Source organism: Agrobacterium sp. InxBP2 (assembly GCF_026191755.1).
GTDB classification, from domain to species: Bacteria; Pseudomonadota; Alphaproteobacteria; order Rhizobiales; family Rhizobiaceae; genus Agrobacterium; species Agrobacterium pusense.
The window spans coordinates 84,590-111,534 of the sequence record NZ_JAINDY010000017.1; the positions used below are offsets into that span (position 1 = coordinate 84,590).

The 26,945-nt window shown below is 61.5% G+C and carries 28 protein-coding genes; 13 read left to right on the forward strand and 15 right to left on the reverse strand.

The window, feature by feature from the left end:
* Positions 1–32: 32 nt before the first annotated feature.
* The 5 genes from K7A42_RS01275 to K7A42_RS01295 all read right to left on the reverse strand — a co-directional run bounded on the left by K7A42_RS01275 (position 33) and on the right by K7A42_RS01295 (position 4,895).
* Positions 33–293 carry a hypothetical protein gene (locus K7A42_RS01275; protein WP_004443453.1) on the reverse strand — a complete coding sequence of 87 codons (261 nt, stop codon included), beginning with the start codon at positions 291–293 and terminating at the stop codon, positions 33–35.
* Between the two features lie 128 nt (positions 294–421).
* The gene (locus tag K7A42_RS01280) at positions 422–1,939 is read right to left on the reverse strand and encodes a tripartite tricarboxylate transporter permease (RefSeq protein WP_004443452.1); all 1,518 of its coding nucleotides are present in this window, start codon (positions 1,937–1,939) and stop codon (positions 422–424) included.
* 103 nt (positions 1,940–2,042) lie between these two features.
* Complete coding sequence (locus tag K7A42_RS01285; RefSeq protein ID WP_006700420.1) at positions 2,043–2,537, reverse strand: tripartite tricarboxylate transporter TctB family protein; 495 nt, start codon at positions 2,535–2,537, stop codon at positions 2,043–2,045.
* Positions 2,534–3,442 carry a Bug family tripartite tricarboxylate transporter substrate binding protein gene (locus tag K7A42_RS01290; protein WP_153776944.1) on the reverse strand — a complete coding sequence of 303 codons (909 nt, stop codon included), beginning with the start codon at positions 3,440–3,442 and terminating at the stop codon, positions 2,534–2,536. Before K7A42_RS01290 ends, K7A42_RS01285 begins: the two co-directional genes overlap by 4 nt.
* Before the next feature lie 385 nt (positions 3,443–3,827).
* Complete coding sequence (locus K7A42_RS01295; protein WP_006700422.1) at positions 3,828–4,895, reverse strand: ABC transporter substrate-binding protein; 1,068 nt, start codon at positions 4,893–4,895, stop codon at positions 3,828–3,830.
* A gap of 81 nt (positions 4,896–4,976) precedes the next feature.
* Here K7A42_RS01295 and K7A42_RS01300 point away from each other — a divergent pair, with 81 nt between their 5' ends.
* Positions 4,977–5,657 carry a response regulator transcription factor gene (locus K7A42_RS01300; protein ID WP_004443444.1) on the forward strand — a complete coding sequence of 227 codons (681 nt, stop codon included), beginning with the start codon at positions 4,977–4,979 and terminating at the stop codon, positions 5,655–5,657.
* Positions 5,654–7,048 (forward strand): sensor histidine kinase, encoded by a 1,395-nt coding sequence (locus tag K7A42_RS01305; RefSeq protein ID WP_282454676.1) that lies wholly within the window; start codon positions 5,654–5,656, stop codon positions 7,046–7,048. The genes K7A42_RS01300 and K7A42_RS01305 overlap by 4 nt, the downstream gene beginning before the upstream one ends.
* Before the next feature lie 11 nt (positions 7,049–7,059).
* Here K7A42_RS01305 and K7A42_RS01310 read toward each other — a convergent pair whose 3' ends face one another.
* From K7A42_RS01310 to K7A42_RS01335, 6 genes are all read right to left on the reverse strand, one after another.
* On the reverse strand, positions 7,060–7,365 hold the full coding sequence (locus tag K7A42_RS01310) for an addiction module antidote protein (protein ID WP_004443440.1): 306 nt from the start codon (positions 7,363–7,365) through the stop codon (positions 7,060–7,062).
* 4 nt (positions 7,366–7,369) lie between these two features.
* A complete protein-coding gene (locus tag K7A42_RS01315; protein ID WP_004443439.1) occupies positions 7,370–7,666 on the reverse strand; it encodes a type II toxin-antitoxin system RelE/ParE family toxin in 297 nt (98 codons plus the stop codon).
* Between the two features lie 45 nt (positions 7,667–7,711).
* Positions 7,712–8,596, reverse strand: a complete 885-nt coding sequence (gene purU, locus K7A42_RS01320; protein WP_282454677.1) for a formyltetrahydrofolate deformylase — start codon at positions 8,594–8,596, stop codon at positions 7,712–7,714.
* A gap of 207 nt (positions 8,597–8,803) precedes the next feature.
* Positions 8,804–9,580 carry a YbaY family lipoprotein gene (locus K7A42_RS01325; RefSeq protein ID WP_282454678.1) on the reverse strand — a complete coding sequence of 259 codons (777 nt, stop codon included), beginning with the start codon at positions 9,578–9,580 and terminating at the stop codon, positions 8,804–8,806.
* A 333-nt stretch (positions 9,581–9,913) separates the two neighbouring features.
* Positions 9,914–10,438 (reverse strand): heme utilization cystosolic carrier protein HutX, encoded by a 525-nt coding sequence (gene hutX, locus K7A42_RS01330; protein ID WP_282454679.1) that lies wholly within the window; start codon positions 10,436–10,438, stop codon positions 9,914–9,916.
* An 8-nt stretch (positions 10,439–10,446) separates the two neighbouring features.
* Positions 10,447–10,794, reverse strand: a complete 348-nt coding sequence (locus K7A42_RS01335; RefSeq protein ID WP_004429958.1) for an antibiotic biosynthesis monooxygenase family protein — start codon at positions 10,792–10,794, stop codon at positions 10,447–10,449.
* 186 nt (positions 10,795–10,980) lie between these two features.
* Between K7A42_RS01335 and K7A42_RS01340 the strand changes: the two genes are divergently transcribed.
* The 3 genes from K7A42_RS01340 to K7A42_RS01350 are packed head-to-tail and all read left to right on the forward strand — an operon-like array spanning position 10,981 to position 13,738.
* Positions 10,981–11,874, forward strand: a complete 894-nt coding sequence (locus K7A42_RS01340) for a heme/hemin ABC transporter substrate-binding protein (RefSeq protein ID WP_282454680.1) — start codon at positions 10,981–10,983, stop codon at positions 11,872–11,874.
* A complete protein-coding gene (locus tag K7A42_RS01345) occupies positions 11,871–12,959 on the forward strand; it encodes a FecCD family ABC transporter permease (RefSeq protein WP_282454681.1) in 1,089 nt (362 codons plus the stop codon). The genes K7A42_RS01340 and K7A42_RS01345 overlap by 4 nt, the downstream gene beginning before the upstream one ends.
* Positions 12,956–13,738 (forward strand): heme ABC transporter ATP-binding protein, encoded by a 783-nt coding sequence (locus K7A42_RS01350; RefSeq protein ID WP_045532224.1) that lies wholly within the window; start codon positions 12,956–12,958, stop codon positions 13,736–13,738. The genes K7A42_RS01345 and K7A42_RS01350 overlap by 4 nt, the downstream gene beginning before the upstream one ends.
* A gap of 15 nt (positions 13,739–13,753) precedes the next feature.
* Here K7A42_RS01350 and K7A42_RS01355 read toward each other — a convergent pair whose 3' ends face one another.
* Positions 13,754–14,110: a YbaN family protein gene (locus K7A42_RS01355; protein ID WP_004443420.1), complete on the reverse strand. Its 357-nt coding sequence runs from the start codon at positions 14,108–14,110 to the stop codon at positions 13,754–13,756.
* A gap of 247 nt (positions 14,111–14,357) precedes the next feature.
* Between K7A42_RS01355 and K7A42_RS01360 the strand changes: the two genes are divergently transcribed.
* The 5 genes from K7A42_RS01360 to K7A42_RS01380 all read left to right on the forward strand — a co-directional run bounded on the left by K7A42_RS01360 (position 14,358) and on the right by K7A42_RS01380 (position 18,718).
* Positions 14,358–14,753: a VOC family protein gene (locus K7A42_RS01360; RefSeq protein WP_004443419.1), complete on the forward strand. Its 396-nt coding sequence runs from the start codon at positions 14,358–14,360 to the stop codon at positions 14,751–14,753.
* Positions 14,754–14,771: 18 nt separating this feature from the next.
* The gene (ung, locus tag K7A42_RS01365; RefSeq protein WP_004443416.1) at positions 14,772–15,464 is read left to right on the forward strand and encodes a uracil-DNA glycosylase; all 693 of its coding nucleotides are present in this window, start codon (positions 14,772–14,774) and stop codon (positions 15,462–15,464) included.
* Positions 15,465–15,671: 207 nt separating this feature from the next.
* On the forward strand, positions 15,672–16,748 hold the full coding sequence (locus tag K7A42_RS01370) for a siderophore-interacting protein (protein ID WP_282454682.1): 1,077 nt from the start codon (positions 15,672–15,674) through the stop codon (positions 16,746–16,748).
* 160 nt (positions 16,749–16,908) lie between these two features.
* Positions 16,909–17,853, forward strand: coding sequence for a VOC family protein (locus K7A42_RS01375; protein WP_006700433.1), 945 nt, complete (start codon positions 16,909–16,911; stop codon positions 17,851–17,853).
* A gap of 250 nt (positions 17,854–18,103) precedes the next feature.
* Complete coding sequence (locus K7A42_RS01380; protein WP_022556824.1) at positions 18,104–18,718, forward strand: alpha/beta hydrolase; 615 nt, start codon at positions 18,104–18,106, stop codon at positions 18,716–18,718.
* A gap of 245 nt (positions 18,719–18,963) precedes the next feature.
* Here K7A42_RS01380 and K7A42_RS01385 read toward each other — a convergent pair whose 3' ends face one another.
* Complete coding sequence (locus tag K7A42_RS01385; RefSeq protein ID WP_004443407.1) at positions 18,964–19,548, reverse strand: transglycosylase SLT domain-containing protein; 585 nt, start codon at positions 19,546–19,548, stop codon at positions 18,964–18,966.
* A 661-nt stretch (positions 19,549–20,209) separates the two neighbouring features.
* On the opposite strand from K7A42_RS01385, the gene K7A42_RS01390 reads away from it, so the two are divergent.
* A complete protein-coding gene (locus K7A42_RS01390) occupies positions 20,210–20,743 on the forward strand; it encodes a transglutaminase-like cysteine peptidase (protein WP_282454683.1) in 534 nt (177 codons plus the stop codon).
* Between the two features lie 51 nt (positions 20,744–20,794).
* On the opposite strand, the gene K7A42_RS01395 is transcribed toward K7A42_RS01390, so the two are convergent.
* A complete protein-coding gene (locus K7A42_RS01395; protein WP_172874167.1) occupies positions 20,795–21,682 on the reverse strand; it encodes a DMT family transporter in 888 nt (295 codons plus the stop codon).
* Positions 21,683–21,924: 242 nt separating this feature from the next.
* Here K7A42_RS01395 and K7A42_RS01400 point away from each other — a divergent pair, with 242 nt between their 5' ends.
* Together K7A42_RS01400 and K7A42_RS01405 are read left to right on the forward strand one after the other, a co-directional pair.
* On the forward strand, positions 21,925–23,223 hold the full coding sequence (locus K7A42_RS01400) for an adenylosuccinate synthase (RefSeq protein ID WP_004443399.1): 1,299 nt from the start codon (positions 21,925–21,927) through the stop codon (positions 23,221–23,223).
* Between the two features lie 70 nt (positions 23,224–23,293).
* The gene (locus K7A42_RS01405; protein WP_282454684.1) at positions 23,294–25,600 is read left to right on the forward strand and encodes a hypothetical protein; all 2,307 of its coding nucleotides are present in this window, start codon (positions 23,294–23,296) and stop codon (positions 25,598–25,600) included.
* 428 nt (positions 25,601–26,028) lie between these two features.
* Here K7A42_RS01405 and rpoH read toward each other — a convergent pair whose 3' ends face one another.
* A complete protein-coding gene (rpoH, locus tag K7A42_RS01410) occupies positions 26,029–26,931 on the reverse strand; it encodes an RNA polymerase sigma factor RpoH (protein WP_004443393.1) in 903 nt (300 codons plus the stop codon).
* Between the last annotated feature and the right edge of the window lie 14 nt (positions 26,932–26,945).

The window sequence follows — 26,945 nt, forward strand, 5'->3', positions numbered from 1 at the left end:
TTTACCCATCACGACCAACGTGGCAGCCGCTGTCAATCCGGTGGCCAGTCGCCGACGATTTCGCGCCTCTCCAGTTTCAACGATCGGTCCGGCTGCACCCGGTAAGTCTCGATCGCCAGCCTTCCGTCGCCCATCACGAATTCGTTGCTGAGCGTACTGCCGACGGGGGACTTTGTCAGTTTGGTACGGGGCTGCCCGCCATAGGTGATACTGCCGGGAATGGGTTCCACATCGGGGGCGGCGGTAGTGCAACCGGTTAAAGCAAGGATGGTCAGGATTGCAAGGCTGCGCATGACAGGGTTCCTCAGAGGGTTTCATAAAATCTATGCCGCCCCCAACCTCGCCGCAATCCATAACGTTCCATAAAAAAGCCCCGTATCCGGAGATACGGGGCCAGTTGCCTTGGGAGGTTCTTTGGTTCTCAATCCTCGTTGGCGGCAAGCTGCGTCAGCACCTCGCCACGGCCGCGGATACGCATGATGAGCGGAATGATGAAGGCGGCTGCCGCGACGATGAACAGGCCAACGGCAATCGGCGAGGTGAACAGCACGGTCGGGTCGCCCTGGCCGATGGCCAGTGCGCGGCGAAGCTGCTGTTCGGCGAGCGGGCCAAGGATGAGGCCGACAACCGCAGGCGCGATCGGATAACCGAAGATGCGCATGATGTAGCCGAGGATGCCGAAGGCGAGCAGCATGCCGAGTTCGAACACCGACGGGTTGGCGCCGATGGTGCCGAGCGTAGCGAACAGCAGGATGCCGGCGTAAAGCCAGGGCTTCGGAATGGTCAGCAGCTTCACCCAGAGACCGACGAGCGGCAGGTTGAGCACCAGCAGCATCAGGTTGGCGATGAAGAGGCTGGCGATCAGGCCCCAGACCAGCTGCGGATTGGTGGCAAACAGCAGGGGGCCGGGCTGCAGGCCGAACTGCTGGAAACCGGCGAGCATGATGGCCGCTGTTGCCGTCGTCGGCAGGCCGAGCGTCAGGAGCGGCACCAGCGTACCGGCAGCCGAGGCGTTGTTCGCCGCTTCCGGACCCGCAACGCCTTCAATCGCGCCGTTGCCGAATTCTTCCGGATATTTGGTCAGCTTCTTTTCGGTGGCATAGGACAGGAACGTGCCGATTTCAGCGCCGCCGGCAGGCATCGCGCCAATCGGGAAGCCGATCAGGGTGCCGCGCAGCCACGCCTTCCACGAACGCGCCCAATCCTGCGCGCTCATCCAGACCGAACCCTTGACGGCTTCGACCTTGTCGTCGCCGCTCTGGCCCTGCGCCACGATGAACAGCGTTTCGCCGATGGCGAACATGGCGACCGCAAGCGTTGTGACTTCCACGCCGTCGAGCAGGTCGGGGATGCCGAAGCTCATGCGGGTCTGGCCGGTCAGCTGGTCGATGCCGACGATGGCCAGCGCAAAGCCGATGAACAGCGAGGTGAGACCGCGCAGCGCCGAATCCCCGAAGGCGGAGGAAACGGTGACGAAAGCCAGCACCATCAATGCGAAATATTCGCGCGGACCGAAGACCAGCGCCAGCTTGACGATGTAGGGCGCGACGAAGGCGAGCGCGATGGTGGCGATGAGGCCGGCCACGAAGGAGCCAATGGCGGCGGTGGCGAGGGCCGGGCCGCCTCTGCCCTTGCGGGCCATCTTGTTGCCTTCGAGCGCGGTCACGATCGAGGCGCTTTCGCCCGGCGTGTTGAGCAGGATGGAGGTGGTCGAGCCGCCATACATACCGCCATAATAGATGCCGGCGAACATGATGAGCGATCCGGCAGCATCGAGCCGGTAAGTGACGGGCAGGAGTAGAGCGACGGTCAAGGCGGGGCCGATACCGGGCAGAACGCCGACGGCGGTGCCGAGTGTCACGCCGATCAGCGCATAGAGCAGGTTCATGGGTTGGGCGGCAACCTCAAGACCGTGCAGCAGGAATTCAAAGGTACTCATGGACAGATGTCCCCCTGTCGAGCGGAAGGGCGGGCGGAACGGCTGGCTTGGCGTCAGTGCGCGTCGGCGGTTCCGGTGATCTCGAATATGGTTGGAATGGCTGTCAGAAGAACAGCCGTTCCAGAGGTCCGGCGGGCAGCGAAAGCTGCAGCAGCTGGGCAAAAACGGTCCAGATGGCAAAACTCAGCACAATGCCGACCGGTATCGAGAACCAGAGCTTGCGTTTGCCGAAAGCGCGTGCCGTGAAGGCGAACAGCAGACCGGTGGCAATGGAAAAGCCGGCAACTGTCAGCAGCAGCATCTGGGCGGCAAGGCCGGCAATCACCCACACGACCGGAGCGATTTCCTGCCTGTCGCGCTCGGGAAAATCACCGCGCCAGGCCTCGACGGCCGTCCAGATCGCCAGTCCGACAAGACAGAAGGCGATGGCGTAGGGTACTGTTGCCGGGCCGACAGGGGAATAACCGGTGACGCTGGCAAGGCGGGCGCTATCCCAGAAGATGACGCTGGCAACGGCGACGAGGGCGACGGCGATGACCAGCGCCGCCCAGTCGGGGCGACGCTTTTGATCATGCGAAGGGTTGGAACCCTGGCTCATTTTACCAGTCCGATGTCTTTGAGGATGGTTTCGGTGGCGGCGGTGTCCTTGGCAAGCTGTTCCTTGAAGGCGTCACCGGCGAGATAGGTATCCATCCAGCCCTTGGTCTTCAGGGTTTCCTGCCACTTGGCGGATTTCACCAGCTTTTCGACGTCGGCGTTGATGGCCTTTTCCTGATCGGCGGAAATGCCGGGGGCTGCCGCAACCATGCGCCAGTTCTGCACGACGACATCAAGACCGCTTTCCTTCAGCGTCGGCGCGTCGACGCCCTCAAGACGGTTTTCGCTGGTGACCGCGAGAAGGCGCAGCGTGCCGGCCTTCACCTGGCCTTCGAATTCGCCATAGCCGGAAACGCCAGCGGTGACCTGCGAACCGAGGATCGAGGCAAGTGCTTCGCCGCCGCCGGAATAGGCGATGTAGTTGATCTTGGTCGGATCGACGCCGGCCGCCTTGGCAATCAGGCCAACGGCGATATGGTCGGTGCCGCCGGCAGAGCCGCCGCCCCAGGAAACGCTGCCCGGGTCTTTCTTCAGCTGGTCGATGAGATCGCCGATGGTCTTCAGCGGCGAGGATGCCGGAACGACGATCGCTTCATATTCGCCGGTCAGGCGGGCGATCGGGGTCACTTCCTTCAGCGTCACGGGCGCATTGTTGGTGAGGATCGCGCCGACCATGACATAACCGCCGACGATGAGGGCGTGTGGGTTACCCTTCTGCTGGCTGGCGAATTGCGCAAGACCGATGGTGCCGCCGGCGCCCGGTACGTTCTGCACCTGAACGCTCTTGGAAATGCCTTCTTCCTGCAGCACGCTCTGCAGCGAGCGCGCGGTCTGGTCCCAGCCGCCGCCGGGATTGGCCGGTGCGATGACGGTGTAATCTGCCGCAGCCGCCGGAAGCGCGATCATGCCCGCCAGAAATGTGCCGATAAGAAAATGTTTCACGTAGAAAACCCTCCTCAGGATGCCCTTTTGGGCGTCGTTTTTCGTTTATGCGGAAGGGGCTTTAGGGCGCATCTGTGCCGACGCTGAGTACTCAACGCTGGGCCTTGGCAATCCTCAAGATTTCCTCCCGCATCTTCTTCCGCCTCCACGGAATGAAGAAGGATTGCAGAGCATCACAAAAAGCTGTCATCTAACTGACGCAACGCAAGTCCTTGCGCATTTACTCTCTATTAATTTGTGCCGGACGTCCACTGTGGCGTGTGGATGGCTTTGTTTTGCGCCTTTGAAGCCTGCTTCACCCTCATTTCTGTGACAGGCACAGGACTGAGGGATGGTGGGGCGCTCAAACCTACTGCGACCGCAAAGCCTCGTTCCAACGCTCGATGAGGCGGGTGCGCTTGACCTGATCCAGATAGACCATCAGGCCGGGGCTGACCGGGACCGGCCGCAATTGCGCACCGTGGATGGCCTGCATGGTGTTCGCCGTGTTTTCGCCCGCCACTTCCGGGCTGACGGCGGGGATCTGCAATTGCCGGGCCATGATCGTCTGACCTTCCTTGGACATGAAGAATTCGAGATAGCGGCGGCCGAGTTCAGGATTGGCTGCGGCTTCCGGAACCAGCCCGATGCGCGACATCACGACGGTATAATCCTTCGGCAGAACGATGCCGACATCCGGGTGGCGTGAGGCCCAGTCTGCGGCGTAGGAGCCGAGAATATTGTAACCCATCACGAAGCGGCCGTCGGAGACGCGCTCCAGAATGGCCGAGGAGGTGGAATAAACCTTCACACCCGCGGCACCCATGGCCTTGATGACGCTCCATATATCGCCGAACTGTTCCTGGTCGCGTGACATGAACAGGAAGCCGACGCCGGAGCGTTCGATGTCATAGGTCGCGATACGGCCATGCACCTCTTTGGCGTGGCGTTCGAGATAATCGACAAATTCGGCGCGGGTGGCGGGCGGCTTTTCGGTGGTGAAGCTTGGCTTGTGATAGACAAAAACCGCCGGCTCGAAGGTCAGCGCATAGGCGGTGTTGCGCCAGTTCGCCCAGGCGGGCCAGCGGGCGCTCATGGCGAGATCCGACCGCTGGGCATAACCGTCATTGCTCAGCTTCACCTGCAGGTCCATGGCCGAGGAAAAGGCGAAATCGGCGGTCTTCTTGCCAGCATCGGTTTCCTTGACGATACGGTCGTAGATTTCGCCGGTCAGCATATCCTCATAATGGACGGCAATATCGGGATTGGCCTTCTGGAAACCCTCGATCATCGGGGTCGCCAGCGGTTCGTCGAGCGAGGAATAGACCACCAGTGTCTGCGCATCCGCCTTGCCGGAGGGAGCCGGAAAAACGACGGCCTGGGCAAGCGCAGGCGAGGCCATGCAGAGACAGAGACAGAGAAGAAGGCAGATACGCATGGAAAAGATCATGCCGCAGGCGCTGGCCATTCACAAGCGGTAAGGGTCTGGTTAAACTCGGCAATGTTGCAGGAGGAAGATTTGCGTATTTTGCTGGTCGAGGACAATCAGGTGCTGTCGGAAGGGCTTTCGGCGCTTCTGCGCGGCAGCGGTTATGCGGTGGACGTGGTTTCCGATGGCGCCTCCGCCGATGCGGCAATTACAGCGGAAAGTTTCGATCTGGTCATTCTCGATCTCAACCTGCCGGAAATGGATGGCATCGAGGTGCTGCGCTCCATGCGATCGCGTCAGGACAAGGCGGCGGTGCTGATCCTGACGGCGCGCGGCACGCCGGAAGAAAAGGTCAAGGGGCTCGATCTCGGTGCCGACGATTACATGATCAAGCCCTTCGATATCACCGAATTCGAGGCGAGGGTGCGGGTGCTTCTGCGCCGCAATGCGGGGCTGCGCTCTTCGGCGCTGAGTTTCGGCAAGGTGCTGTTCGATCTTAATTCCCGCACCTTTTCGGCGGACGGTCGCCCGCTCGATATTCCGGCGCGCGAAGTGGCGCTGCTGGAGGTGCTGTTCATGCGGGCGGGCAAGGTTGTCGCCAAAGAGGCGATCGTGCAGTCACTGACAGGTTTCGACGACGATATTTCCGCAAATGCCATCGAGCAATATGTCAGCCGCCTGCGAAAGCGGCTCGCGCCGCACGGGCTGACGGTGAAGACGGCGCGCGGCATCGGTTACTATCTCGAAAAGCTGCCGGAGATGGCTGAATGATACAGGCCGCCTATTCGCTCAGGCGGCGACTTCTAGGCTGGCTCCTCATCTCCACCGCCATCATCGGCTGCGTTGCGCTGACCGATACCTGGCGCGAGGCGGTCAACACCGCCAATGTGGTTTCAGACCGGGTGCTTTCCGGTTCCGCGCTCGCCATTGCCGAGCGGGTGGTGGTGGCCGAGGACGGTTCGCTGGAAGTGGACATTCCCTATGTGGCGCTGGAAATGCTGACATCGGCTGCCCAGGACCGGGTGTTTTACCGTGTCGACGGGCCGAACGGGCAATTCCTCACCGGCTATCAGAACCTGCCGACGGTCGCGAACCCGAAGGGTGATACGCCCGCCTATCGTGATGCCGTGTTTCGCGATGAACCGATCCGCATCGCTGCCATCAGGCGTTTCGCTTCCACTGGCATTAATTCCGTGCCCTTTTCCGTCACGGTTGCCGAAACCACCATTGCCCGCAGCCAGCTGGCGCAGGCCATCATCCTGCGCTCGGCGCTGCGCCTGCTTTTGATGATCGTCGGGGCGGCGATCATCGTCTGGATCGCGGTGACGATTTCGCTGCGCCCGCTTTACCGGCTCAGCGAAGCCATTGCCGAGCGCAGCCCGAACGATCTGCACCCCATCCGCCAATCCGTGCCTGTCGAGGTGGAAAATCTGGTGGAGACGGTCAATTCCTTCATGGTGCGGCTGCAATCGGCGCTGGATGCGCTCAGGCATTTCACCGGCAATGCCAGCCACCAGCTGCGCACGCCGCTTGCCATCATCAGCACCCAGCTGGCTCTTTCCGTCCGCGCCGCCAGCCTTGAGGAAGCGCAGGCGGCGGCGCTGAAGGGTGGGGCATCGGTCGCCCATGCCGAGCATATCCTTGCCCAGCTTCTGCGCATGGCCAATATCGATGCTGCCGGCTCCAGCGAGAAACATGATTTTTCCGCGATAGACCTCGTGGCTGTGGCGCAGAACGTGACGGCCGATTTCGTGCCGCGCGCCGCTGAGGCGGGTATCGATCTCGGTTTCGAAGGCGAGGGCGCGGCGACAATTCTCGCCGAGCCGCTCTTGATCGGCGAGTTGATCGGCAACCTCGTTTCCAACGCCATCAATTATGCCGGTCGCGGCGCGGAAGTCACCGTCCGCGTGGGCAGGGAGACGGGCGTCGTCTGGCTGGAAGTGGAAGATAACGGCCCAGGCATCCCGCCTGAGAAACGCGCCATGGTGCGCCAGCGCTTCGCCCGCGGCGAAGAAAACGCGGCCCCCGGCGCCGGCCTCGGCCTTGCGATCATCGAGGAGATCGCCGGGCTGTTCGGCGGGCGGCTGATGCTGGAGGATGGTGCGGGTGGGCGTGGGCTGAGAGCGCGGGTGGTGTTTGATGGAGCGGAGAACGCATCGTAGACTGCGGGTTGTCAGGCGGCTGTATCCGCAGGTGATTTCGCCACCAGGGAAAGTTTGTAGCCCAATGCATCGGCGACCTTGGCGATCGTTGCCAGTTCGGGGTTTCCCTCGCCGCTGAGCGCCTTGTACAACGTCTGACGGGGAAGGCCGGTCTGTCTCGAAAGATCGGTTATGCCTTTGGCTCGCGCCACGACGCCGAGAGCGTGGGCAAGCTCCTGTGCGTCGCCGTTCTCAGTGGCGTCTGCTATGTAGGCGGCAAGTGCTTCGTCACTATCAAGATAGCGGGCAGCATCGTAATCGCGTGTCACAAGTGGCATGGTCTCATTCCTTGAGTGCTCGGGCCAATTTCTTGGCTTTGGCAATATCGCGGGACTGTGATGCCTTGTCGCCACCGCACAGCAATATGATCACGACATCGCCGTTCCGGAAGAAATAGACCCGATATCCGGGTCCAAAATCGATCCTGAGCTCACTGACGCCTTCGCCGACCGGCTTTACGTCTCCTGGATTGCCGTCTGCCAGCCTGTAAATGCGCCGTGCGATGCGGGCACGCGCCTGCAGATCGCGCAGACCGGCAAGCCAATCGGCAAACTCGCTTGTTTCCCGGATCGTGAGCATGGCCAAATGTAAACCCTGGTTGTCATTCCGTCAATGACGGTTAACTCACCCCATCCGCTCGGAAGCATAGCTTCCCGGGCTTGGCGGGAAGACCACGGTGCGGTTGCCGTTGATGAATGTGCGGTGGTGGATGTGGGCGTGGATGGCGCGGGCTAGCACCTGGCTTTCCACGTCGCGACCAAGCGAAACGTAGTCATCGGCTGATTGCGCGTGGGTGATGCGCACCGTGTCCTGCTCGATGATCGGGCCTTCGTCGAGATCGGCTGTTACATAATGCGCTGTCGCGCCGATCAGCTTCACGCCGCGCTCATAGGCCTGCTTGTAGGGGTTCGCGCCCTTGAAGCTTGGAAGGAAGGAGTGGTGGATGTTGATGATCTTGCCCGACATTTTGCGGCACAGGTCATCGGAAAGAACCTGCATGTAGCGGGCGAGCACGACGAGCTCCGTGCCTGTTGTCTCGACCAGCTCCATGAGCTCGGCTTCGGCCTTCGGCTTGTTCTCCTTCGTCACCTTGATGTGGTGGAAGGGGATGTCGTGATTGACGACAACTTTCTGATAATCGAAATGGTTGGACACGACACCGACGATGTCGATCGGCAGCGCGCCGATCTTCCAGCGATAGAGCAGGTCGTTGAGGCAATGGCCGAAACGCGACACCATCAGCAGCGTCTTCATGCGTTGGCCGTCCGGGTAGATATCCGCTTCCATGCCGAATTTTTCCGCCACCGGCCGGAATCCGTCGGTAATGGCTTCGAGGGAGGCGCCTTCTTCCGAGATGAAGGAGACGCGCATGAAGAACTTGCCGGTCTCGAGGTCGTCGAACTGCGAACTGTCGACGATATTGCAGCCTTTCTCCGCCAGATAACCGGAAATCGCGGCGACGATGCCGCGGGTCGATTTGCAGGCTACGGTCAGAACATAGGATGTCATTCGTTTTCCCTCAGAGACGTCGCGCCGGTATCAGCCGACGCAGTTCGGCGCGTTCCATAGCGCAGCTCCGCGGTGGAGCAAAGCGTCAAGACGAACGCAGTCAAAGTCATAGGGCGGGAAAGGGAAGCGCGCCGTGCCGGAAGCGACATGGAATGTTCCATGGCCAGCACGGCGACGCGGGGTGTTTTGCCGGGGCGGTCGCCAATCTCAGGCGCGGCGCAGGCGCATTGCCGTGCGGCCGCGGCCGTCGAGCAGTTCCAGCGCGCCGCGGCGCGGCTCCAGCCTGAAGGAGCGGGCGCCTTCCAGCGCTTCGATGAACTGCCGCTCCTGGCGCATGATGTCTGGCGCGCAGGCCATCTGGGTGGAAATCATCCGGCCGAAATCGACACGGTTACGGTTGATCTTCACTTCACCGCCAACACCGTTACAGCCGGCATTTCCGGAAACGCGGCCTTCGCGGGAGATTTCCAGCGTCGCCTGCCGGCGGCCGCGAACCCTCTCGCCGCGGATTTCCTCGACCAGCCAGCGCCCATCGACACCGGCTTCCGGCTCCGGGCGGCCCGGGCCGGCGCCGACGCGCTCCAGCACGAGATCGGTATCGTCGCGGCCACCGGTCAGGACGGAATAGCGCCGGGTGGTGGTAAAGAGCAGCCGGTCGCGGTCGCGGATTTCGGCGCTCAGCGCATAGGAGCGGCGGCCACGGATGTCGCGGTCGTCATAACGCAGCACGAAGGGCACCGGCACCTGGCCGCGCGGGCGAATGGTGGTTTCGGCAATCGTCTGTGACGGCGCGTCCGCCAGCGACACATCGATCAGGCGCACGGTAACGGTTGCGCCCGGCGGCAGGGCGATGCGTTCGCGATAGGAGACGCTGCCGCGCAGGCTCGCCGGTGCCGCCGCCGCGCCGCCTGCCGCAAAGAGCGGGGCAAGCGCGAGAAGACCGGCGAAACTGCGGCGCGAAAGAAGGGGCTGGTGGTCGGTCATGGTGCTTGCTCCGTGCTGGTTCCGGTGGAATTGAACCGGATGATAAAAAACGGCACTGAACGTGCGATGAACCGGATTTTCAAATCCGGTCAGGTGGACATTTGGTGTGGATGGCAAGGGACCGACGGGAGGATCTATGCCATTGCATCCCCTCCGCCCTCATTCCTGTGCTTGTCACAGGACACCAGTCGACACGCGTCTGCGTGGCGGGAAGATTCTTTTCAGCCGAAGGACCTGGGCTGGTTGGATTCCTGTGACGAGCACAGGAATGAGGGTGGTGGGGGCCGCATCGTCCAAGGGAGCAACTCCTTGCCGGCGGCCTCCGCTCAGCTCTCAGCCGCGGAAACCGTTCCGCAGCGCTTCGAACTTCGCCAGTTGTTCGGCCAACAATTCCTTGTTCTCGTCGCGGCGGACGAACACCTTGAACATGGCGCCGCCGGCGGCATTCATGAACCAGACGGAACAGGAGCGGCGTCCGTGGAAGCCGCGGTCGACGAAGGTGATGCCGGCGCAATTTTCCTTCTTGATGTGACCGCCGATGGGGCTGTCGCCGTGGATGTTGAACCAGCCGTGACTTTCGCTCCCTTCCGGCAGGTGGCCTGGCACTTCCAGCACGATATCGCCGGTCTGCACGATCATCAGGATTTCACCCCAGCCGCGCATCTCGTTCCAGATCGCATCGAAGCGATCGGCGGCAGCGGAAACGGCCGCACCTTCCGGCAGGATCGCCAAAATCTCGGCCGGCGTCACCTCGGCCTTGGCGGCGATGGCCTCCACGATGCCATCAGGTTTTTCAGCGAGCGCGGCGGCGGCGCGTGCCCGCCTGTCGTCGTTCGTCTTTTGGACTGCAATGCTCATCGGTAGCCTCAGGCGGCAATCGAACGGCGCTCGCCATTCTTGTCTTCGTGGATAATGACGTCGAAACCTTCGAAATGCGGACCGGAGAGATATTCCACCTTGCCGCGGTTCTCGCCGGCCTTGGCATGGGCGGCGCGGAACTGTTCGGATTTCGTCCAGGCAAGGAAATCGTCCTTGGTGGCCCAGACGGTGTGCGAAGCATAAAGCGTGTGATCGTCCGCCTTCGGGCCCTTCAGCATGTGAAATTCGATATAGCCCGGCAATTCGCTCAGATGCGATTTGCGCTCGCGCCAGATGGATTCGAACGTGTCTTCGTAACCCGGCACGACGCGAAAGCGGTTCATTGCGATAAACATGAAAGTCTCCCTTTAAGTTTCCTGTTTCAGTCAGGATATCGTCCGCGGACGGGGTTGGGAAGGGGTTCACGCCAAAGCGAACAAAAATACTCCACTTATCGATTGCGCGGCGTATAAACATGTGTAAATAACTCAAGATTAGTGGCGCGGGTGAACCTGCGCCGGGTCGTTTTTCAGGATAACGCCATGTTGAATTCCCGTCTTCGTTCCTTTGTTTTCGCCGCCCTCGTGCCCGCCGCAATTGCCTTTGCCGCGCCGGCCGCCATGGCTTCGGACAAGGGTAATCCGGAGGCTAAACGCATCGTTGCCCTGGGCGGTACGGTTACGGAAATCCTTTATGCGCTGGGCGCAGGAGACCGTATCGTGGCGCGCGACAGCACCAGCAGCTATCCGGCCGATGCGCTTGCAAAGCCTGACGTCGGTTATATGCGGGCACTGTCTTCAGAAGGTATCCTGTCGCAGAAACCCGATCTCATTCTCTCCGAAGACGGCTCAGGCCCGGCGGACGTCATCGCCATCCTGAAAGCCAGCGCAGTGCCTTTCGTCACCGTCGATACGCCGCCGAGCGGCGATGCAATCCCTAAAAAGATCGAGGATGTCGGTGCGGCCGTGGGGCTCTCGGACAAGGCGAAGGCGCTGGCTGCCGAGACCAGGGCGAGGCTTGATGCGCTCACCAAGGACGTCTCCGCCGTGCCGGAACAGGGCCGGAAACGCGTTCTGTTCGTGCTTTCCACTGCCGGTGGCCGCGTCATGGCAGCGGGCAAGGATACCGAGGCGGCGGCGATCATCGAAATGGCTGGGGGTATCAACGCGGCGGAGGACATTACCGGTTACAAACCGCTGACGGACGAGGCGGTCATTGCCGCGGCGCCCGACGTGGTGCTCACAATGGCGCGCGGCGACCACGCCGCCAAGGCGGATGAGACTTTCGCCCTTCCCGCGTTCCAGTCTACACCCGCCGCCGCCAGCAAGGCACTCATCAGCATGGATGGGCTTTATCTTATCGGTTTCGGCCCCCGCACGCCCGCTGCAGGCCGGGAGCTGGCAAACAAGCTCTATCCTGATGTGGTGAAGCCGTGAGCCTAGCCGTCTTGAGTTCGACCGAGGTCAGCGTTGCGGGCGACAGATCCCGTCAGGGCGTTGTTGCCCTTGTCGTGCTCGTCGGCATCCTGCTGTTTGCCTGTGGCGTATCGCTGATCAGCGGACCCACGGGCGTCGGCATCTCCGAACTCCTTGCCTATCTCACCGGCGGCGCGGATCAGCTCGATGCGCGCGACAGGATCATTCTCGAGGCGGTGCGCCTGCCGCGCACGGCGCTCGGCATGTTGATCGGCGCGGGACTCGCTGTTTCAGGGGCGATGATGCAGGGCCTGTTCCGCAATCCATTGGCCGATCCCGGTATTGTCGGCGTCACCTCGGGCGCTGCGCTCTTTGCTGTCGCCGCCATTTCGCTCGGGGAAGGCGCGCTTGCCACGGTCGCGCTGTTTTTCGGCCCTCACTTCCTGCCGATCATGGCCTTCTTCGGCGGGCTCCTGAACACCTGGGTGCTTTATCTGATCGCCACGAAGGACGGCGCGACCTCAACCACCACACTCATTCTGGCCGGCATTGCGGTGGCGGCCATCAGCGGTGCGATGACCGGGTTGATGATATTCGTCGCCGATGACCGGGCGCTGCGCGACATCACCTTCTGGTCGCTCGGTTCTCTCGGCGGGGCAACGCCCGCCAAGGTACTGGCCACCCTGCCTTTCATCATCGTCGTTCTCGCCATCATTCCCTTCGTCGCGCGCGGGCTGGATGCGCTGATCCTCGGGGATGCGGCCGCCTTCCATATGGGAATACCGGTGCAGCGGCTGAAACGGGTCGTCATTCTGGCCGTTGCCGCCGCCTGCGGGGCGAGCGTGGCGGCGGCGGGTTCCATCGGCTTTGTCGGTATCGTCGTGCCGCATCTGCTTCGCCTCGCCATCGGCCCGTCGCATCGTTTCCTGTTGCCGGCCTCCGCCCTTGGCGGGGCGGCGCTTTTGCTGCTGGCCGACAGTTTCGCCCGCACGGTGGCCGCACCGGCGGAACTGCCGATCGGCGTCGTCACGGCGCTCATCGGTGCGCCGGTTTTTCTGTTCCTGCTGCTGGGACGCGGCGGTTTTTCCATGCGGAACATGTCATGATCCGGGCCGAAAACCTTACCCTCATCCGCTCCGGCCGTCGGCTGCTTGATGAAGTCAGCGTCGATCTGAAACCCGGCAAGGTCAATGTCATCATCGGTCCCAACGGTGCCGGCAAATCCACGCTGATGAAGGTTCTCTCGGGCGAGATGCGCGCTCAGGCCGGTTTGGTGACCTATAATGATGTCGACCTGCCGGTGTTCAAGCCGGTCCAGCTTGCGCGGCTCCGCGCCGTGCTGCCCCAGAGCACCCAGCTCGCCTTCCCTTTCACTGCGCTCGAAATCGTCCGCATGGGGGCGGTCGCGCAGGGGTCGCGTGCGCCGGAAGAGCAGGCCCGCCGGGCTCTTGCCAAGGCCGGGCTGCGCGGTTTCGAACAGCGCTCCTACAATATGCTCTCAGGCGGCGAGCAGCAGCGGGTGCAGTTTGCGCGGGCGCTGGCGCAGGTACCGAACCCGGTTGAAAATGGCGAGGCAAGGGCGCTCTTCCTCGACGAGCCCACTGCAAGTCTCGATATCGGCCACCAGATCGCCGTGCTGGAAACGGCGCGGGATTTTGCAAGCGGCGGCGGGCTGGTTCTCGCCATCCTGCACGATCTCAATCTGGCCGCGGAATTTGCCGATCAACTTATCGTCATGCATGGCGGCCGGGTGACGGCCAGTGGCCCATCGCTGGAAACGATCAGCGATGAGACCATTGCAAGGGTCTATGGCATTGGTGGTGTCGTCGGACGGCTGCCGGCGCGGCATATTCCCTACGTACTTCCGCAGTCTCGCCACCGATAGGGGCTGTCCTCCGCCTCAATTTTCCGGGCGGGTGGCGATGAAGAGCGCGGAGCCCAGCATGACGGCGGCGACGACGGCTGCGCGCAACGGCGGCGGCTCGCTCAGGAACCAGAAAGCGGCGTAGCTGACGGACATGGCCGAAAGCGCCGCGATCTTGGCTTTGCGGGCTATTGCGCCGCGTTCGCGCCATCGCCGCAGGGAAGGGCCGTATCTGGGATGGGCGAGAAGCCACGCCTCGAGTTTTGGCGAGGAGCGGGAAAAACACCAGAGCGCCAGAAGCAGAAAAGGCGTGGTGGGCAAAACGGGAAGAAACGCGCCGACAATGCCGGTCGCGACCATAAGCCAGCCAAGACAGAGGTATAAAAGGCGCATGCCTAGCCGGTATCATGACTTTACCACTCAGGATAGAGCGGTGGGCCGAAAAGGATGGGTCCCGTTGCCGCAGGCTCCACCGCACCGGAAACCGGCAGCTTTTGCCATCACATTTGCCGTGATCTGCGTTCTCCCCGGCCCTGTGTCGCGCCTTTAGGGTTGAAAGCGCCGCACACTGTCTTTATCCCCTTGGCCGCGATGCCCGGAGCATAACCGGGCCGTCAACAGGAAGAAGAAGGAAAACACCATGGCCAAGCTGATCCACTCGATGGTCCGGGTGCTGGACGAAAAGCGTTCGGTGGAATTTTACAAACAGGCTTTCGGGCTTGAAGTGGCGGAACGCGCCGAGTTCGAGAATTTCACGCTGATCTATCTCAGCAATGCCGAGGGCGATTTCGAGCTGGAGCTGACCGTCAACCGCGGCCGCGAAGTGCCCTATGCGCTGGGCGACGGTTATGGCCATCTCGCCGTCAGCGTTGCCGATGTTGACGCCGAGCATCAGCGCTTCAACGAGATCGGGCTTTCCCCCGGCAAGATCATCGAGGCCGATTACAAGGGCCAGCCTTTCGCAAAATATTTTTTCATTTGCGATCCCGATGGTTACAAGATCGAAGTGCTGCAGCGCGGCAACCGGTTCAAATAAGCTCTGATGGAGGCAGGCATGGCAGAGGCAGGCGTTAAACTCGAAGACAGCTGGAAGCGCGTGCTTTCCGCAGAATTCGCCAGCCCCTACATGCAAAAGCTGAAAGAGTTCCTGCTTGCCGAAAAGACAGCCGGCAAGCGTATCTTCCCGAAGGGCGCGGACTATTTCCGCGCTCTCGATCTGACACCGCTCGATGAGGTGAAGGTCGTCATATTGGGGCAGGACCCCTATCACGGCGCCGGCCAGGCGCATGGACTGTGCTTTTCCGTGCAGCCCGGCGTGCGCATCCCGCCCTCGCTCGTCAATATCTACAAGGAATTGCAGGCCGATCTCGGCATTCGCCCGGTCGGCCACGGTTTTCTGGAAAGCTGGGCGAAACAGGGCGTGCTACTGCTCAACAGCGTGCTGACGGTGGAAGAGGCCCGCGCCGCCTCGCATCAGGGGCAGGGCTGGGAAAAATTCACCGACGCCGTCATCCGCGCCGTCAACGACGAGTGCGACCATGTCGTCTTCCTGCTCTGGGGTTCCTATGCCCAGAAGAAGGCGGCCTTTGTGAACCAGCGCAAACATCTGGTGTTGCGCTCGCCGCACCCGTCACCGCTTTCCGCCCATAACGGCTTTTTCGGTAATGGCCATTTTTCCAAGGCGAATGCCTTTCTCATCTCCCATGGCCGCGACCCGATCGACTGGCAATTGCCGGAATCGGTGTAAGCCCTCCCTGCATATACTTCCGTCATTCCGGCCGTGAGCCGGAATCCAGCCGACGCGTGTCTGCGCGGCGAGAAGAGTCCTTTCAGCCCAAAGACTTGGGCTGGCTGGATGCCGGATCATGTCCGGCATGACGGGATTCAAAACCAAAATGTCTTTACGCGCGGCAGGCTCCGGTCTAAAGAATACTAGACTATGAAGTGAAGGATTATGCCCGTGTCTCTCCTGTCTGCCGAAACCTCCGTCTCGCTGCCCGATCCGCTGTCGATCGTCGATGCTTTCGAGGATCATTTTTCCGAGCATATGGAGATGGAGCGCGAAGGCGCGACGGTTCGGTTCAAGACCGAATACGGCCATGGCCGTTTCAGCGCAGAAGGCGGTCGTTTCGCCGCAAGCGTCAGCTGCATTTCCGAACATATATTGATGTCGGTCAAGGCCATGGTAGCGGAGCATATTGTCGAGTTTTCCGGGGAGACGGGGCTGGATTTCCGCTGGAGCGGCCATGGCGCGCAGCAGCGCGAACTGCCCAATCTTTTCGTCGGCAAGATTGCCCGCGCCTATAATCTGACGCCTCATATGCGCCGGCTGGTTGTTTCCGTCGAAAGCGGCATTGAAAGGCTGATGACGGGCGGCATGCATGTGCGGCTGCTTCTGGTCCCGGATCAGGCCCGAGCGCCGGTCTGGCCTTATCTTGCGCCCACCGGGGCCATCGTCTGGCCCTCGGGCGAGGATCTTCTCACGCGCCGCGTCTACACCATCCGTTCCGGCGATATTGCGCGCGGTGAAGTCCATATCGACTTCGTCATGCATGAGGGTGACCACATGCCGGGCGCGACATTCGGCGCAACGGCCAAGCCCGGCGATGTTCTCGGCATCATCGGCCCGAGCGGTGTCTGCCCGGAGGCCGAACGTTATGTCTTTGCCGGCGACGAGACGGCGCTGCCGGTGATGCTGCGCATGGCGGCCGAAATGCCGGCCGGGAAGAAGCTCAGCGTTTATGCCGAGATCGATGACGAAGCCGAGCGGCAGGAAACCGTTTGCGCGGCAAATGTCGAGTGGACATGGCTCTATCGTCGCGGCAAGGCCGCCGGCACCGCCGGCCTTATTGAAAAAGCGCTGCGCGACCATGCCTGGAGCGGGGACCATGAAGGATTGCATGTCTTTGTCGCCTGCGAAAAATCCGAGGCGAGGGCGGCAAAATCCTTCCTTACCGACGAGATTTCCGTGCCGAAAGCTGCTCTGCGCGCGGTCGGTTACTGGAGCCTAGGTGTCGCCGACGATCATTAACTGGCTCATCGGTCGTTGAACAGTCGGTTTTATCGTTCACCATTCGGGAACAATCCGTTCCCGTTGTCCACTCTATGCCCGAGAGCACTGTTACCCCATCTTTACGCCATGAAAAGGACGGGCCCAACCATGCGGCCCGCCAGGCAAGAAGGGGTTTATCATGCTCAACCAGATCAAGGGCCTGCACCACGTCACATCCATGGCGGCGAGCGCGCGCCAGAACAACAGTTTTTTCACCGATACGCTCGGCCTGCGCCGGGTAAAGAAGACGGTCAATTTCGACGCGCCTGATGTCTATCATCTCTATTATGGCGATGAAGTCGGCACGCCCGGCTCTGTCATGACCTATTTCCCGTTTCCACATATCGCCCGCGGCCGTCCCGGCACCGGCGAAGTGGGCACAACGCTGTTTTCCGTACCGGACGGGTCGCTCGGCTACTGGCAGGAGCGTCTTTCGAAGGCCGGCGTGGATGGCCTGAAGGCCGACGAAGCCTTTGGAAACAAGCGCCTGCATTTCGCAGGCCCCGATGGTGACGGTTTTGCGCTGGTCGAGGTCAGGGATGACAACCGTGCGCAGTGGATCGGCAATGGTGTTGGTCAGGATCAGGCGATCCATGGTTTTCAGGGTGCGTCGCTGCGACTTCGCGATGAAGGTGCGACGGCCGAGCTCCTGAAATTCATGGGTTATCAGGAAGTCGACCGTCAGGACGGCGTATTGCGCCTTGGTATGCCCGGCGGCAACGGTGCCGATGTCATCGACATCGAAACCATGCCGAATATATCAGGCGCGCGGCTGGGTGCTGGCTCCGTGCACCACATCGCCTTTGCGGTCGAAAACCGCGAAAAGCAGCTGGAGGTGCGCAAGGCGCTGATGGACACCGGTTATCAGGTGACACCCGTCATCGACCGCGATTATTTCTGGGCGATCTATTTCCGCACGCCGGGCGGCGTGCTGTTTGAAGTTGCCACCAACGAGCCGGGTTTCGACCGCGACGAGGACACCGCCCATCTCGGCGAGGCGCTGAAGCTGCCGACCCAGCATGCGCATCTGCGCTCCGTGCTGGAAGAGCATCTGGAGCCGCTGGGGGATGAGAAGGCCGCGTAATCGCTCGATGGCTTTTGGCAGGATGTTGCCGCGTCTTTCTTCTCCCCGGCGGGGAGAAGGTGGCCCGAAGGGACGGATGAGGGGGCAACGCCAGCGATAGACCGCACCCTCGCCCCCTCATTCGGCTGCCGCGGACTTCTCCCCTCGGGGAGAAGAAACAAGCGGCGCTTGCTCCACATGGGAATGTTCCGTTCGGCTGAAAAAGCCGCGTGGATGCCACTGAACCTCTCCTTCCAGAAAGGATTTTTCGATGACCAAGGACAGCTATTTCCACAAGTCCCGCGCCGGTGCTGTCGGTGCACCGCTTTTCGTCCTGCTGCACGGCACTGGCGGTGATGAAAACCAGTTCTTCGATTTCGGCTCGCGTCTCCTGCCGCAGGCAACCATCCTCTCGCCTGTCGGTGATGTCTCCGAACACGGCGCGGCGCGGTTTTTCCGCCGCACCGGCGAGGGCGTGTACGACATGGCCGATCTTGCCCGGGCTACCGGGAAGCTTGCCGATTTCGTCAAGGCCAACCGGGAGCAATATCAGGCCGGTCCGGTCATCGGTCTCGGCTTTTCCAATGGCGCAAATATTCTCGCCAATGTGCTGATCGAACAGCCCGGGCTTTTCGATGCCGCAGTGCTGATGCATCCGCTCATCCCGTTCGAGCCGAAGATTTCCCCTGCCAAAGCCACGCGCCGGGTGTTGATCACGGCGGGTGAGCGCGATCCGATCTGCCCGGTGCCGCTGACCAAGGCGCTGGAACAGAGCCTGAAGGCGCAGGGTGGAGCCGTGGAGACGGTATGGCATCCGGGCGGGCATGAAATTCGCTCCAGCGAGATTGATGCCGTGCGGGAATTTCTCTCGGTTTACGGGGAGTGATGCTGTCTTCCGTCATGCCGGGCTTGACCCGGCATCCAGCCACGGCGCGTCTGTGCCGTGAAAAGAGTCTTTCGCGATCAAGGACTTGATCGCACTGGACCCCGGATCTAGTCCGGGGTGACGGGGCGCGGATGATGTGCATTCGCCCAAACTCAAGGTCATCCTCGGGTCAAGCCCGAGGATGACGGAGGAGGGATTTACTGCTCCGTCAAGTAATCCCTAGACCAGCCTCGTCCCGCCCAGCCTCAACGATACCCGCACTGCTGCAACTGCGCCTCGTAACGCAACGCCATGTTGGCGGAGCGGCGGGCAGCCTTCTGGACGGCTGAATTGTTGCGCCAGCTTCCCTTCGCATAACCGGCATGGCCGGAATAATAGGCAAGGTAGAGGTTATAGGGATCGTTCAGTGCAATGCCGTTTTCGCGGCGGCTCTTGGCGTGATACCAGCCGACGAAGTGGATGGCATCGGTGAAATCGGTACGGCTTGCCGACCAGCGGCCGGTTTCTCGCTGGTAAACACTCCATGTGCCGTCGAGTGCCTGGGCGTAGCCATAGGCCGTCGATTGCCGTTTCCAGGGAATGAAGCCCAGCAGCTTGGTGCGCGGAGGCCGCGCATAAGGGCGGAAGGCGGATTCGGTATAGATCGTCGCCATCATGACAGGCACGGGCACGCCGAACTCTCGTTCTGCCGCTTTCGCATCACGCCGCCAATTGTTGAAGATGCCGTTGCGCTGCTCGAAAATCGCACAGGCATTGGTCACCTGCGACGGTGCGGTGGCGCAGCCGGCGAGAACGAGCATCAGGAAAACAACGGCAAATACGCCACGCATAACGGAACCCTTTCGTTCCGTTATTCTTAAATTGCTAACCATTAACGTCGGGTTTTAAGACAAGGTTAATTCAAATGCCGCCGATCGGGCGGGCGTTAACCCGCTGAAAATTCCTGTGGCCGGGATGGGGCGAAACCACCTCCCGGCGCCTTTTTTCAGAATGCGTCATCCCCGCGCGTCCCCGGTGCTGCCAGCCAGACTATACTTTGCCCATACCGGTCATCAGGCGTGCGCGCGGCGCAGGATGGGCGGGGCAGGCGGCCTAAACCGGGGAGTTTCCCGATGTCACGGTCAAGGCGGCCGGCATATGCCCATCCTCCAAACAGGAACCGGTTTGGCGGGCGGGCCATGTGTTTGAAGCAGGGGCTGCATCGTTTGCAAAACCCTCTACCACCCTTTGATACCCCGCAGCGATGCGGCCCCTTTTTTTCTCTTCCCGACGTTGCCGCGGAATCCGCGGCGACGATACCGGCGCATGTTCATAAATCGCGCCCGCTGTACAAAAATGAAAACCGGTAAAATTGTAGCAATCGGCTTAAAGCGGCTGAAAACAGTGTTGTGCCATTGTGGGATCACAGACGGAGAACGTCCCTTGAAAGAGACGCTCCACCACTAAATCGAGACCGGCACAAGCCGGCGGATCGCAAAACGGGGTATGAAAATGCTGAAGAAGATTATTGCTGCCGCCATCTGCGGAATTGCCGTTGCTTCCATGTCCAACCATGCCGACGCGGCTGGCGCTGCCGGTTTTGCCCGCGGTTTTGCCGCCGTCGAGAGGTCCGCCGTTACGCAGATTGGTGTTTCCGCACCTGATGGTTTCGATGGCTGCGTCCTTTCCGCAGGTCAATGCGTTTCGACCATCGCGGCGCCGCTGACGGCCGAGCGACGTGAGGAACTGTTGCGCGTCGACCGCGATGTGAACACCACCATGGGCTCGCTCGACGATTATTTTTCCGGTCTCGCAACCGATCTTCCGGCAACGCCTTCTGCAAACCTTGGGGATTGCGGTGACTGCGCCGCGATCAAGCGCGCCGCCCTTGCCGGCGCTGGCTGGTCTTCCAGTGCGTTGCGCCTTGCCTTTTCGCTGAACAATGACGGATCGCTCGAAAAAGTGCTGATCGTCACCACCGATAAGGGCGATATCGTCCTTGGCAATGCCGCCCTTTCTCCGGTCGAGCGCGAAACCGCGCTTTAAACCCATCCTTTCATGCCTGCCAGACTGCGCCGGTTTTCTGACCCTGTGGGTTCAGGAAGCCGGCGATTTTTTTCGTTCCGCCACGGCAATGCCGGCCAGCGCCATGATGAGCGCTGCGATCTGGTAGGTGTGCAGGGTCTCACTGAGCACGACGACCGACAGCAACGTGCCGAAAACCGGCACCAGATTGATGAACAGGCCGGCGCGATTGGCGCCGATCTGTTCCACGCCCTTGATGTAGAGGATCTGTGCGATGAGCGACGCAAAAATGGCGGCATAGACCACCAGCACCCAGCCCTTCTGATCCGGCCAGACGACGCTGTCGCGCGACATTTCCCAGAAGACCAGCGGTACCGACGTAAGCAGTGCGAACAAGGCGGGGATGGCCATCAGTGTCCGCCAGTCGACCGTGGGTTTCCAGCGCAGGATGACCGTGTAGATGGCATAAACCAGCACGGCGAGCAGCATGACGGCGTCGCCGACATTCATTTCCAGTTGCAGCAGCGAGACCGGATCGCCATGCGAGGCGAGCAGCGCCACGCCTGCAATGGTCAGGCAGAAACCGGCGATCTGGCCGAACAGCACCCGGGTACGGAACAGGATGAAGTTCAGAACAAAAATGACCATGGGAATGCCGGCCTGTATGACGGCGGCATTGATGGCCGAGGTGTGCTGCAGGGCGGTGTAGAGAAATACGTTGAAGGCCGTGTAACCGACGCTGCCGAGCACGAAAAAATAGGGCAGGCGTTTTTTCACCACCGGCCAGTCCTTGATCAACTGCGGCACTGAAATGGCAAATATGATGGCGACGGCGAAGACCCAGCGCAGGAAGGTGAAGGCCATGGGGCTGATGTGGCCGACGGCGAGCTTGCCGGCAACGGTGTTGCCGCCCCAGCAGAGCGTGGCGATGATGAGGGCGATATAGGCTTTCGAAGGCACGCTGATGTTTCGCTTCTTCATAAGGGCGGGAAAACGGTGAGGGGTGAGCGGCGGCCTTGCACCCGCGCTTGGCCGCCCACGGGGCGAGATAATGCGGGAAATCCGCGGCTTGTCACGGAAAAAGCAAAATTCTCCATAAGAAACAGGGTCGCTTTCCGTAAAACAACACAGTATACATTCGCGGGTTTGGGTTTCCCATCGGGTTATCGGGCGTGCAAGCGCCATGAGCAGGAAAGCAAGAAATGACGAATGTTGTGGTGGTCGGCTCGCAATGGGGCGACGAAGGCAAAGGCAAGATTGTTGACTGGCTGTCCGAGCGGGCAGATGTCGTCGTGCGGTACCAGGGCGGTCACAATGCCGGCCACACGCTTGTCATTGATGGTGTCAGCTACAAGCTTTCGCTCCTGCCGTCCGGCGTCGTGCGTCCCGGCAAGCTCGCCGTCATCGGCAATGGCGTCGTCGTCGACCCGCATGCGCTGATCGCCGAAATCGGCCGTCTGGAAGCGCAGGGCGTCAAGGTTACCCCGGAAAACCTGCGTATCGCCGACAATGCCACGCTCATTCTGTCGCTGCACCGTGAATTGGACGGCATGCGCGAGGACGCCGCCTCCAACAGCGGCACCAAGATCGGCACCACACGCCGTGGCATCGGCCCGGCTTACGAAGACAAGGTCGGCCGCCGCGCTATCCGCGTTATGGATCTCGCCGACATGGAGGCGCTTTCCGCCAAGGTCGATCGCATCCTGACGCATCACAACGCGCTTCGTCGCGGCTTCGGTGCGGCCGAAGTCTCGCATGAAACGATCATGGAAGAGCTGGGCTCGATTGCCGAGCGCATCCTGCCGTTCAGCGAAACCGTGTGGCTGCTGCTCGACAAGAAGCGCCGCGCCGGTGCCCGCATCCTGTTTGAAGGCGCGCAGGGTTCGCTGCTCGATATCGACCACGGCACCTATCCCTATGTGACCTCTTCCAACACGGTTGCCGGCCAGGCCGCTGCCGGTTCGGGCATGGGTCCTGGTTCGCTGGGTTATATCCTCGGCATCACCAAGGCTTACACCACGCGCGTTGGCGAAGGCCCGTTCCCGACCGAACTCAATGACGAAATCGGTCAGTTCCTGGGTGAAAAGGGTCATGAATTCGGCACCGTCACGGGCCGCAAGCGCCGTTGCGGCTGGTTCGATGCCGCGCTGGTGCGCCAGTCGGTCGCCACCAACGGCATTACCGGCATTGCGCTGACCAAGCTCGACGTTCTCGACGGTCTGGATGAGCTGAAAATCTGCGTCGGCTACAAGCTTGACGGGCAGGAAATCGATCATCTTCCGGCCAGCCAGGGCGCGCAGGCGCGTGTGGAGCCGATCTACATCACGCTGGAAGGCTGGAAAGAATCTACCGTCGGTGCCCGAAAATGGGCGGATTTGCCTGCTCAGGCAATCAAATACGTCCGGCAGGTGGAGGAACTGATCGGGGCGCCGGTTGCGCTTCTGTCGACAAGTCCCGAGCGTGACGACACCATACTTGTGACTGATCCGTTTGAGGATTAATGTCCTCGGCGATCTAGATTCATAAACCATATCGGGCCGGTACGTCGCCGGTCACGACGAGAAAGTGCTTATGGCGGATTTTGTAGCAGTCATTCGCAAGGCCGTGGATGGCTTGGCGAACAATACTCCCGAAAACCGGGCGAAGGTTTACGACAAGGCGCGCAGTGCGGTTGTGCGCCAGCTCGAGAATATGAAGCCACGTCCGCCGGAAGAATTGTTGCGCCGGCAGATCGCCAAGCTGGACGCCGCCATTGCCGAAGTGGACAGCGAATATGCCGAGGCGCTTCCGGCGCTGGAGGAGGATGACGCGTTCTCCCCCGTCGCGGAAGACGCGGCTGCGCCTTACCACCAGCACGAAATCGAAGAAGACGACCGCGCGGCGCATGCCGCCGAGCCTGTTACGCACGAAGAGCAGGAGCAGGTTTATGAAGAGCCCGCCCCCGTCGAGGCCGACGAGCGCGAGCCGGTCTACGAAGAGCAGGCCACCGAAGAAGAACCCGGCCGTGAAACGCCCGTAGCCGAGCGGGATGAGCAGGTTTACGCTGAGCCACACGAAGAGCCGCGCGTAGAACAGCATGGCGAAGCCGAGCCGGAAGAGCTTTATGAGGCGCCCGCGCCCGTGGCGCCGGTATCGCCCGTCGCTTCCGACGAGGTGCATCAAACCTATTTCACCCGTGCGGAGGAAGAGCCGGCCTATCGTTCGGCCGACGAGCATGATCGTGAATTCGAAACCGCACCGCTCGCAGAGGATGCGTCCGTTCCGGCCCACTGGGCGCAGCCGGTGGATGAAGATGACTGGCGCAAGCTGGATGAGGCGCGGGACGAGGACCTGCGCGCGGCGGACGATTATGCCGACAGGCGCGCCGAGGCGGATGAGCATCCGCTCGTTGCCGATTATCCCGCGCATCATTATCAGGAACCGGAAGTGACGCTGGATCCCGAAAGGCGGGACGATGCGGATCAGCGGTTCGGCCAGACTCCGGCTTTCGGCGCCCGCGACGAGTTTTCCGAGCAGCGACAGAGCGAGGAGGTCACTCCGAAAAAGGCCGTCGTGGAAGATTTCTCGTCCTATTTTCAGGATGCGGATATCGCCATTCCCGCCAAAGACGCCCCCGTCCTGCCGCGTGCCGATAACGATCCCTTCGGCGATCAGGCGCAGGCGAAGGACAACAGGGAGCGTACGCCCTGGGATGATCTGGACGAGCTGATCGGTTACGACGGCGCGTCGTCCACCACCCGCCAGTCTTCGGATGAAACGCCCGGCCTCGGCGCGGCTGCGGCAACGCCTGCCTACATGGTCAAGAAGAAGCCGCGCCGCAACTATGCCTCCGTGGTGCTGGCACTTGTGGGCGTGGCGCTGCTTGCCGGCGGTGGTTATGCCTTCTGGCTGAACCGCGATGCGCTGAACGACATGGTCGGCGGGCTGGTCAATTCTGCCCAGAACGGTGGTACCCAGACATCTTCGCCGGAGACGGCGCAGACGCAGCCCACCACGCCGCCCGCAACCCAGCAGCCGCCTGCGGCTGGCCAGCAGCAACCGACGGCCACACCAAACAACCACCCGAACCAGTCGCATGGCGATGATGGTTCGGTTACCGGCACAAAGTTCACCCAGCGGCTTCTGGCCGATGGCACCGAGCGTGACGAGGGCCAGGCGCCGGGCGCTAACGGCCAGCCCGTCACGGCGGAAGGTCAGTCGGTCTACGAGCAGAATGTTGCGCCTCCGCCGGCAGGCGAAAGCCCGGCCGGCAATACAGGTGCACCTGCCGGCACACCGGCTGGCGCACCTGCCGGACAGCAACCTGCCGCCGCGGCTTCCGGCGACCGCATGTTCCTTTATGAGGAAGTGCTGGGCCAGACGGTTCCGACCGCCATTCAGGGCAGCGTGTCCTGGTCGCTGCAGCAGGAAAATGATGCCGAAGGCAAGCCTTCGCCCACCGTGCAGGGGCAGATTACCGTTCCCGGCCGTGGCCTCAGCGCGCTGATCACCTTCAAGCGCAACACCGATCCGTCGCTGCCGGCGAGCCATCTGATCGAAATCGTCTTCTCGGTTTCGCCCGGCTTTGAGGGCGGCGCGATCGACAGCGTCCAGCGTATTGCGATGAAGAGCACCGAGCAGGATCGCGGCAACGCGCTGATCGCGGTTCCGGCCAAGATCACCGACGATTTCCACATGATCGCGCTCAACGACTTCCCGGATGCGATGAAGACCAATCTGGAGCTTCTGAAGAGTCGCAACTGGATCGATATTCCGGTGTCCTACCGCAATGGCCGCCGTGCGCTGCTGACCCTGCAAAAGGGCAATGACGGCATCGCCGCTTTCGACAAGGCGCTCAGCGAATGGGCGGCATCAGCGCCGGCGACGGGCGGTCAATAAGGATTGAAAGGGCGGCTCAGGCCGCCCTTTTCTTTACATGGCTACGGCGGTGTCTTTGCTGTGTCAGGTGATGGGTTTCGGGGATGTCGGTGGGTGCGGCTCACCCCCCTCTGCCCTGCCGGGCATCTCCCACACAAGGAGGGAGATCGATATGCCGCGAGGTCTCGACCAACTCAACGGCCGAGGATAAAGCGGCGGTAGCGCGTCTTGCCGATCTCCCCACCTGTGGGGGAGATATCCGGCAGGCAGAGGGAGGTAAGCGGCATCCTCTGAAGCATCGATATTTTTCCTACCGGTTTTCCTCCAGCACTATCGTCGGTCTCAGAGGCAGACCATTTCCTATCGCCCGCCTTTTACCAACAAAAAATCCCCGGCCGAAGGCCGAGGATGATTCATGGTCAGCGCATTGGCGTCATGAGCGGGCTGTCTTACGCATCCACCACGCGCAGGGCGCGCGCCGCTTCCAGCGCTTCCTTCTGCACCGCTTCCTGCACCTTCTCGAAGGCACGGACTTCGATCTGGCGAACGCGCTCGCGGCTGATGTCGAACTCTGAGGAGAGTTCTTCCAGCGTCACCGGCTCCTCGGCAAGTCTGCGGGCCTCGAAGATGCGGCGTTCGCGGTCGTTAAGCACGCCCATGGCTTTCGCCAGCATGCGGCGGCGGGTTTCCAGTTCGTCCTGCTCGATCAGCACGTCTTCCTGGCTGTCATGGTCATCCACCAGCCAGTCCTGCCATTGGCCGGACTCGCCTTCGGACGCCTTGATCGGCGCATTCAGCGATGCGTCGCCATGCAGGCGGCGGTTCATCGAGATGACTTCTTCTTCCGACACCTGCAGCTTCGTCGCGATTTCCTTGACATGCTCCGGCTTCAGGTCGCCATCGTCGATGGCCTGGATGCGGCCCTTCAGACGGCGCAGGTTGAAGAACAGACGCTTCTGGTTGGCAGTTGTGCCCATCTTCACCAGCGACCACGAGCGCAGGATATATTCCTGGATCGAGGCCTTGATCCACCACATTGCATAGGTGGCCAGACGGAATCCGCGTTCCGGATCGAATTTCTTCACCGCCTGCATCAGGCCGACATTGCCTTCGGAAACGACTTCGCCGATCGGCAGGCCGTAACCACGATAGCCCATGGCGATCTTGGCCACGAGACGCAGATGGCTGGTGACGAGCTTGTGCGCGGCGTCGCGATCGCCATGCTCGGCATAACGCTTGCCAAGCATGTACTCTTCCTGCGGCTCCAGCATCGGGAATTTGCGGATTTCGTCGAGATATCTATTGAGACCGGCTTCGCCGGCTGTAATCGTAGGCAAACTATTGCGGGCCATAAAGCACCCCCTTA

What these genes read in the sequence shown, in the direction of transcription:
- K7A42_RS01275 (WP_004443453.1), bottom strand. Translation starts at nt 293, where the DNA reads ATGCGCAGCCTTGCAATCCTGACCATCCTTGCTTTAACCGGTTGCACT.
- K7A42_RS01280 (WP_004443452.1), bottom strand. Translation starts at nt 1,939, where the DNA reads ATGAGTACCTTTGAATTCCTGCTGCACGGTCTTGAGGTTGCCGCCCAA.
- K7A42_RS01285 (WP_006700420.1), bottom strand. Translation starts at nt 2,537, where the DNA reads ATGAGCCAGGGTTCCAACCCTTCGCATGATCAAAAGCGTCGCCCCGAC.
- K7A42_RS01290 (WP_153776944.1), bottom strand. Translation starts at nt 3,442, where the DNA reads ATGATCGCGCTTCCGGCGGCTGCGGCAGATTACACCGTCATCGCACCG.
- K7A42_RS01295 (WP_006700422.1), bottom strand. Translation starts at nt 4,895, where the DNA reads ATGCGTATCTGCCTTCTTCTCTGTCTCTGTCTCTGCATGGCCTCGCCT.
- K7A42_RS01305 (WP_282454676.1), top strand. Translation starts at nt 5,654, where the DNA reads ATGATACAGGCCGCCTATTCGCTCAGGCGGCGACTTCTAGGCTGGCTC.
- K7A42_RS01310 (WP_004443440.1), bottom strand. Translation starts at nt 7,365, where the DNA reads ATGCCACTTGTGACACGCGATTACGATGCTGCCCGCTATCTTGATAGT.
- K7A42_RS01315 (WP_004443439.1), bottom strand. Translation starts at nt 7,666, where the DNA reads ATGCTCACGATCCGGGAAACAAGCGAGTTTGCCGATTGGCTTGCCGGT.
- purU (WP_282454677.1), bottom strand. Translation starts at nt 8,596, where the DNA reads ATGACATCCTATGTTCTGACCGTAGCCTGCAAATCGACCCGCGGCATC.
- K7A42_RS01325 (WP_282454678.1), bottom strand. Translation starts at nt 9,580, where the DNA reads ATGACCGACCACCAGCCCCTTCTTTCGCGCCGCAGTTTCGCCGGTCTT.
- hutX (WP_282454679.1), bottom strand. Translation starts at nt 10,438, where the DNA reads ATGAGCATTGCAGTCCAAAAGACGAACGACGACAGGCGGGCACGCGCC.
- K7A42_RS01335 (WP_004429958.1), bottom strand. Translation starts at nt 10,794, where the DNA reads ATGTTTATCGCAATGAACCGCTTTCGCGTCGTGCCGGGTTACGAAGAC.
- K7A42_RS01340 (WP_282454680.1), top strand. Translation starts at nt 10,981, where the DNA reads ATGTTGAATTCCCGTCTTCGTTCCTTTGTTTTCGCCGCCCTCGTGCCC.
- K7A42_RS01350 (WP_045532224.1), top strand. Translation starts at nt 12,956, where the DNA reads ATGATCCGGGCCGAAAACCTTACCCTCATCCGCTCCGGCCGTCGGCTG.
- K7A42_RS01355 (WP_004443420.1), bottom strand. Translation starts at nt 14,110, where the DNA reads ATGCGCCTTTTATACCTCTGTCTTGGCTGGCTTATGGTCGCGACCGGC.
- K7A42_RS01360 (WP_004443419.1), top strand. Translation starts at nt 14,358, where the DNA reads ATGGCCAAGCTGATCCACTCGATGGTCCGGGTGCTGGACGAAAAGCGT.
- ung (WP_004443416.1), top strand. Translation starts at nt 14,772, where the DNA reads ATGGCAGAGGCAGGCGTTAAACTCGAAGACAGCTGGAAGCGCGTGCTT.
- K7A42_RS01370 (WP_282454682.1), top strand. Translation starts at nt 15,672, where the DNA reads ATGCCCGTGTCTCTCCTGTCTGCCGAAACCTCCGTCTCGCTGCCCGAT.
- K7A42_RS01375 (WP_006700433.1), top strand. Translation starts at nt 16,909, where the DNA reads ATGCTCAACCAGATCAAGGGCCTGCACCACGTCACATCCATGGCGGCG.
- K7A42_RS01380 (WP_022556824.1), top strand. Translation starts at nt 18,104, where the DNA reads ATGACCAAGGACAGCTATTTCCACAAGTCCCGCGCCGGTGCTGTCGGT.
- K7A42_RS01385 (WP_004443407.1), bottom strand. Translation starts at nt 19,548, where the DNA reads ATGCGTGGCGTATTTGCCGTTGTTTTCCTGATGCTCGTTCTCGCCGGC.
- K7A42_RS01390 (WP_282454683.1), top strand. Translation starts at nt 20,210, where the DNA reads ATGCTGAAGAAGATTATTGCTGCCGCCATCTGCGGAATTGCCGTTGCT.
- K7A42_RS01400 (WP_004443399.1), top strand. Translation starts at nt 21,925, where the DNA reads ATGACGAATGTTGTGGTGGTCGGCTCGCAATGGGGCGACGAAGGCAAA.
- K7A42_RS01405 (WP_282454684.1), top strand. Translation starts at nt 23,294, where the DNA reads ATGGCGGATTTTGTAGCAGTCATTCGCAAGGCCGTGGATGGCTTGGCG.
- rpoH (WP_004443393.1), bottom strand. Translation starts at nt 26,931, where the DNA reads ATGGCCCGCAATAGTTTGCCTACGATTACAGCCGGCGAAGCCGGTCTC.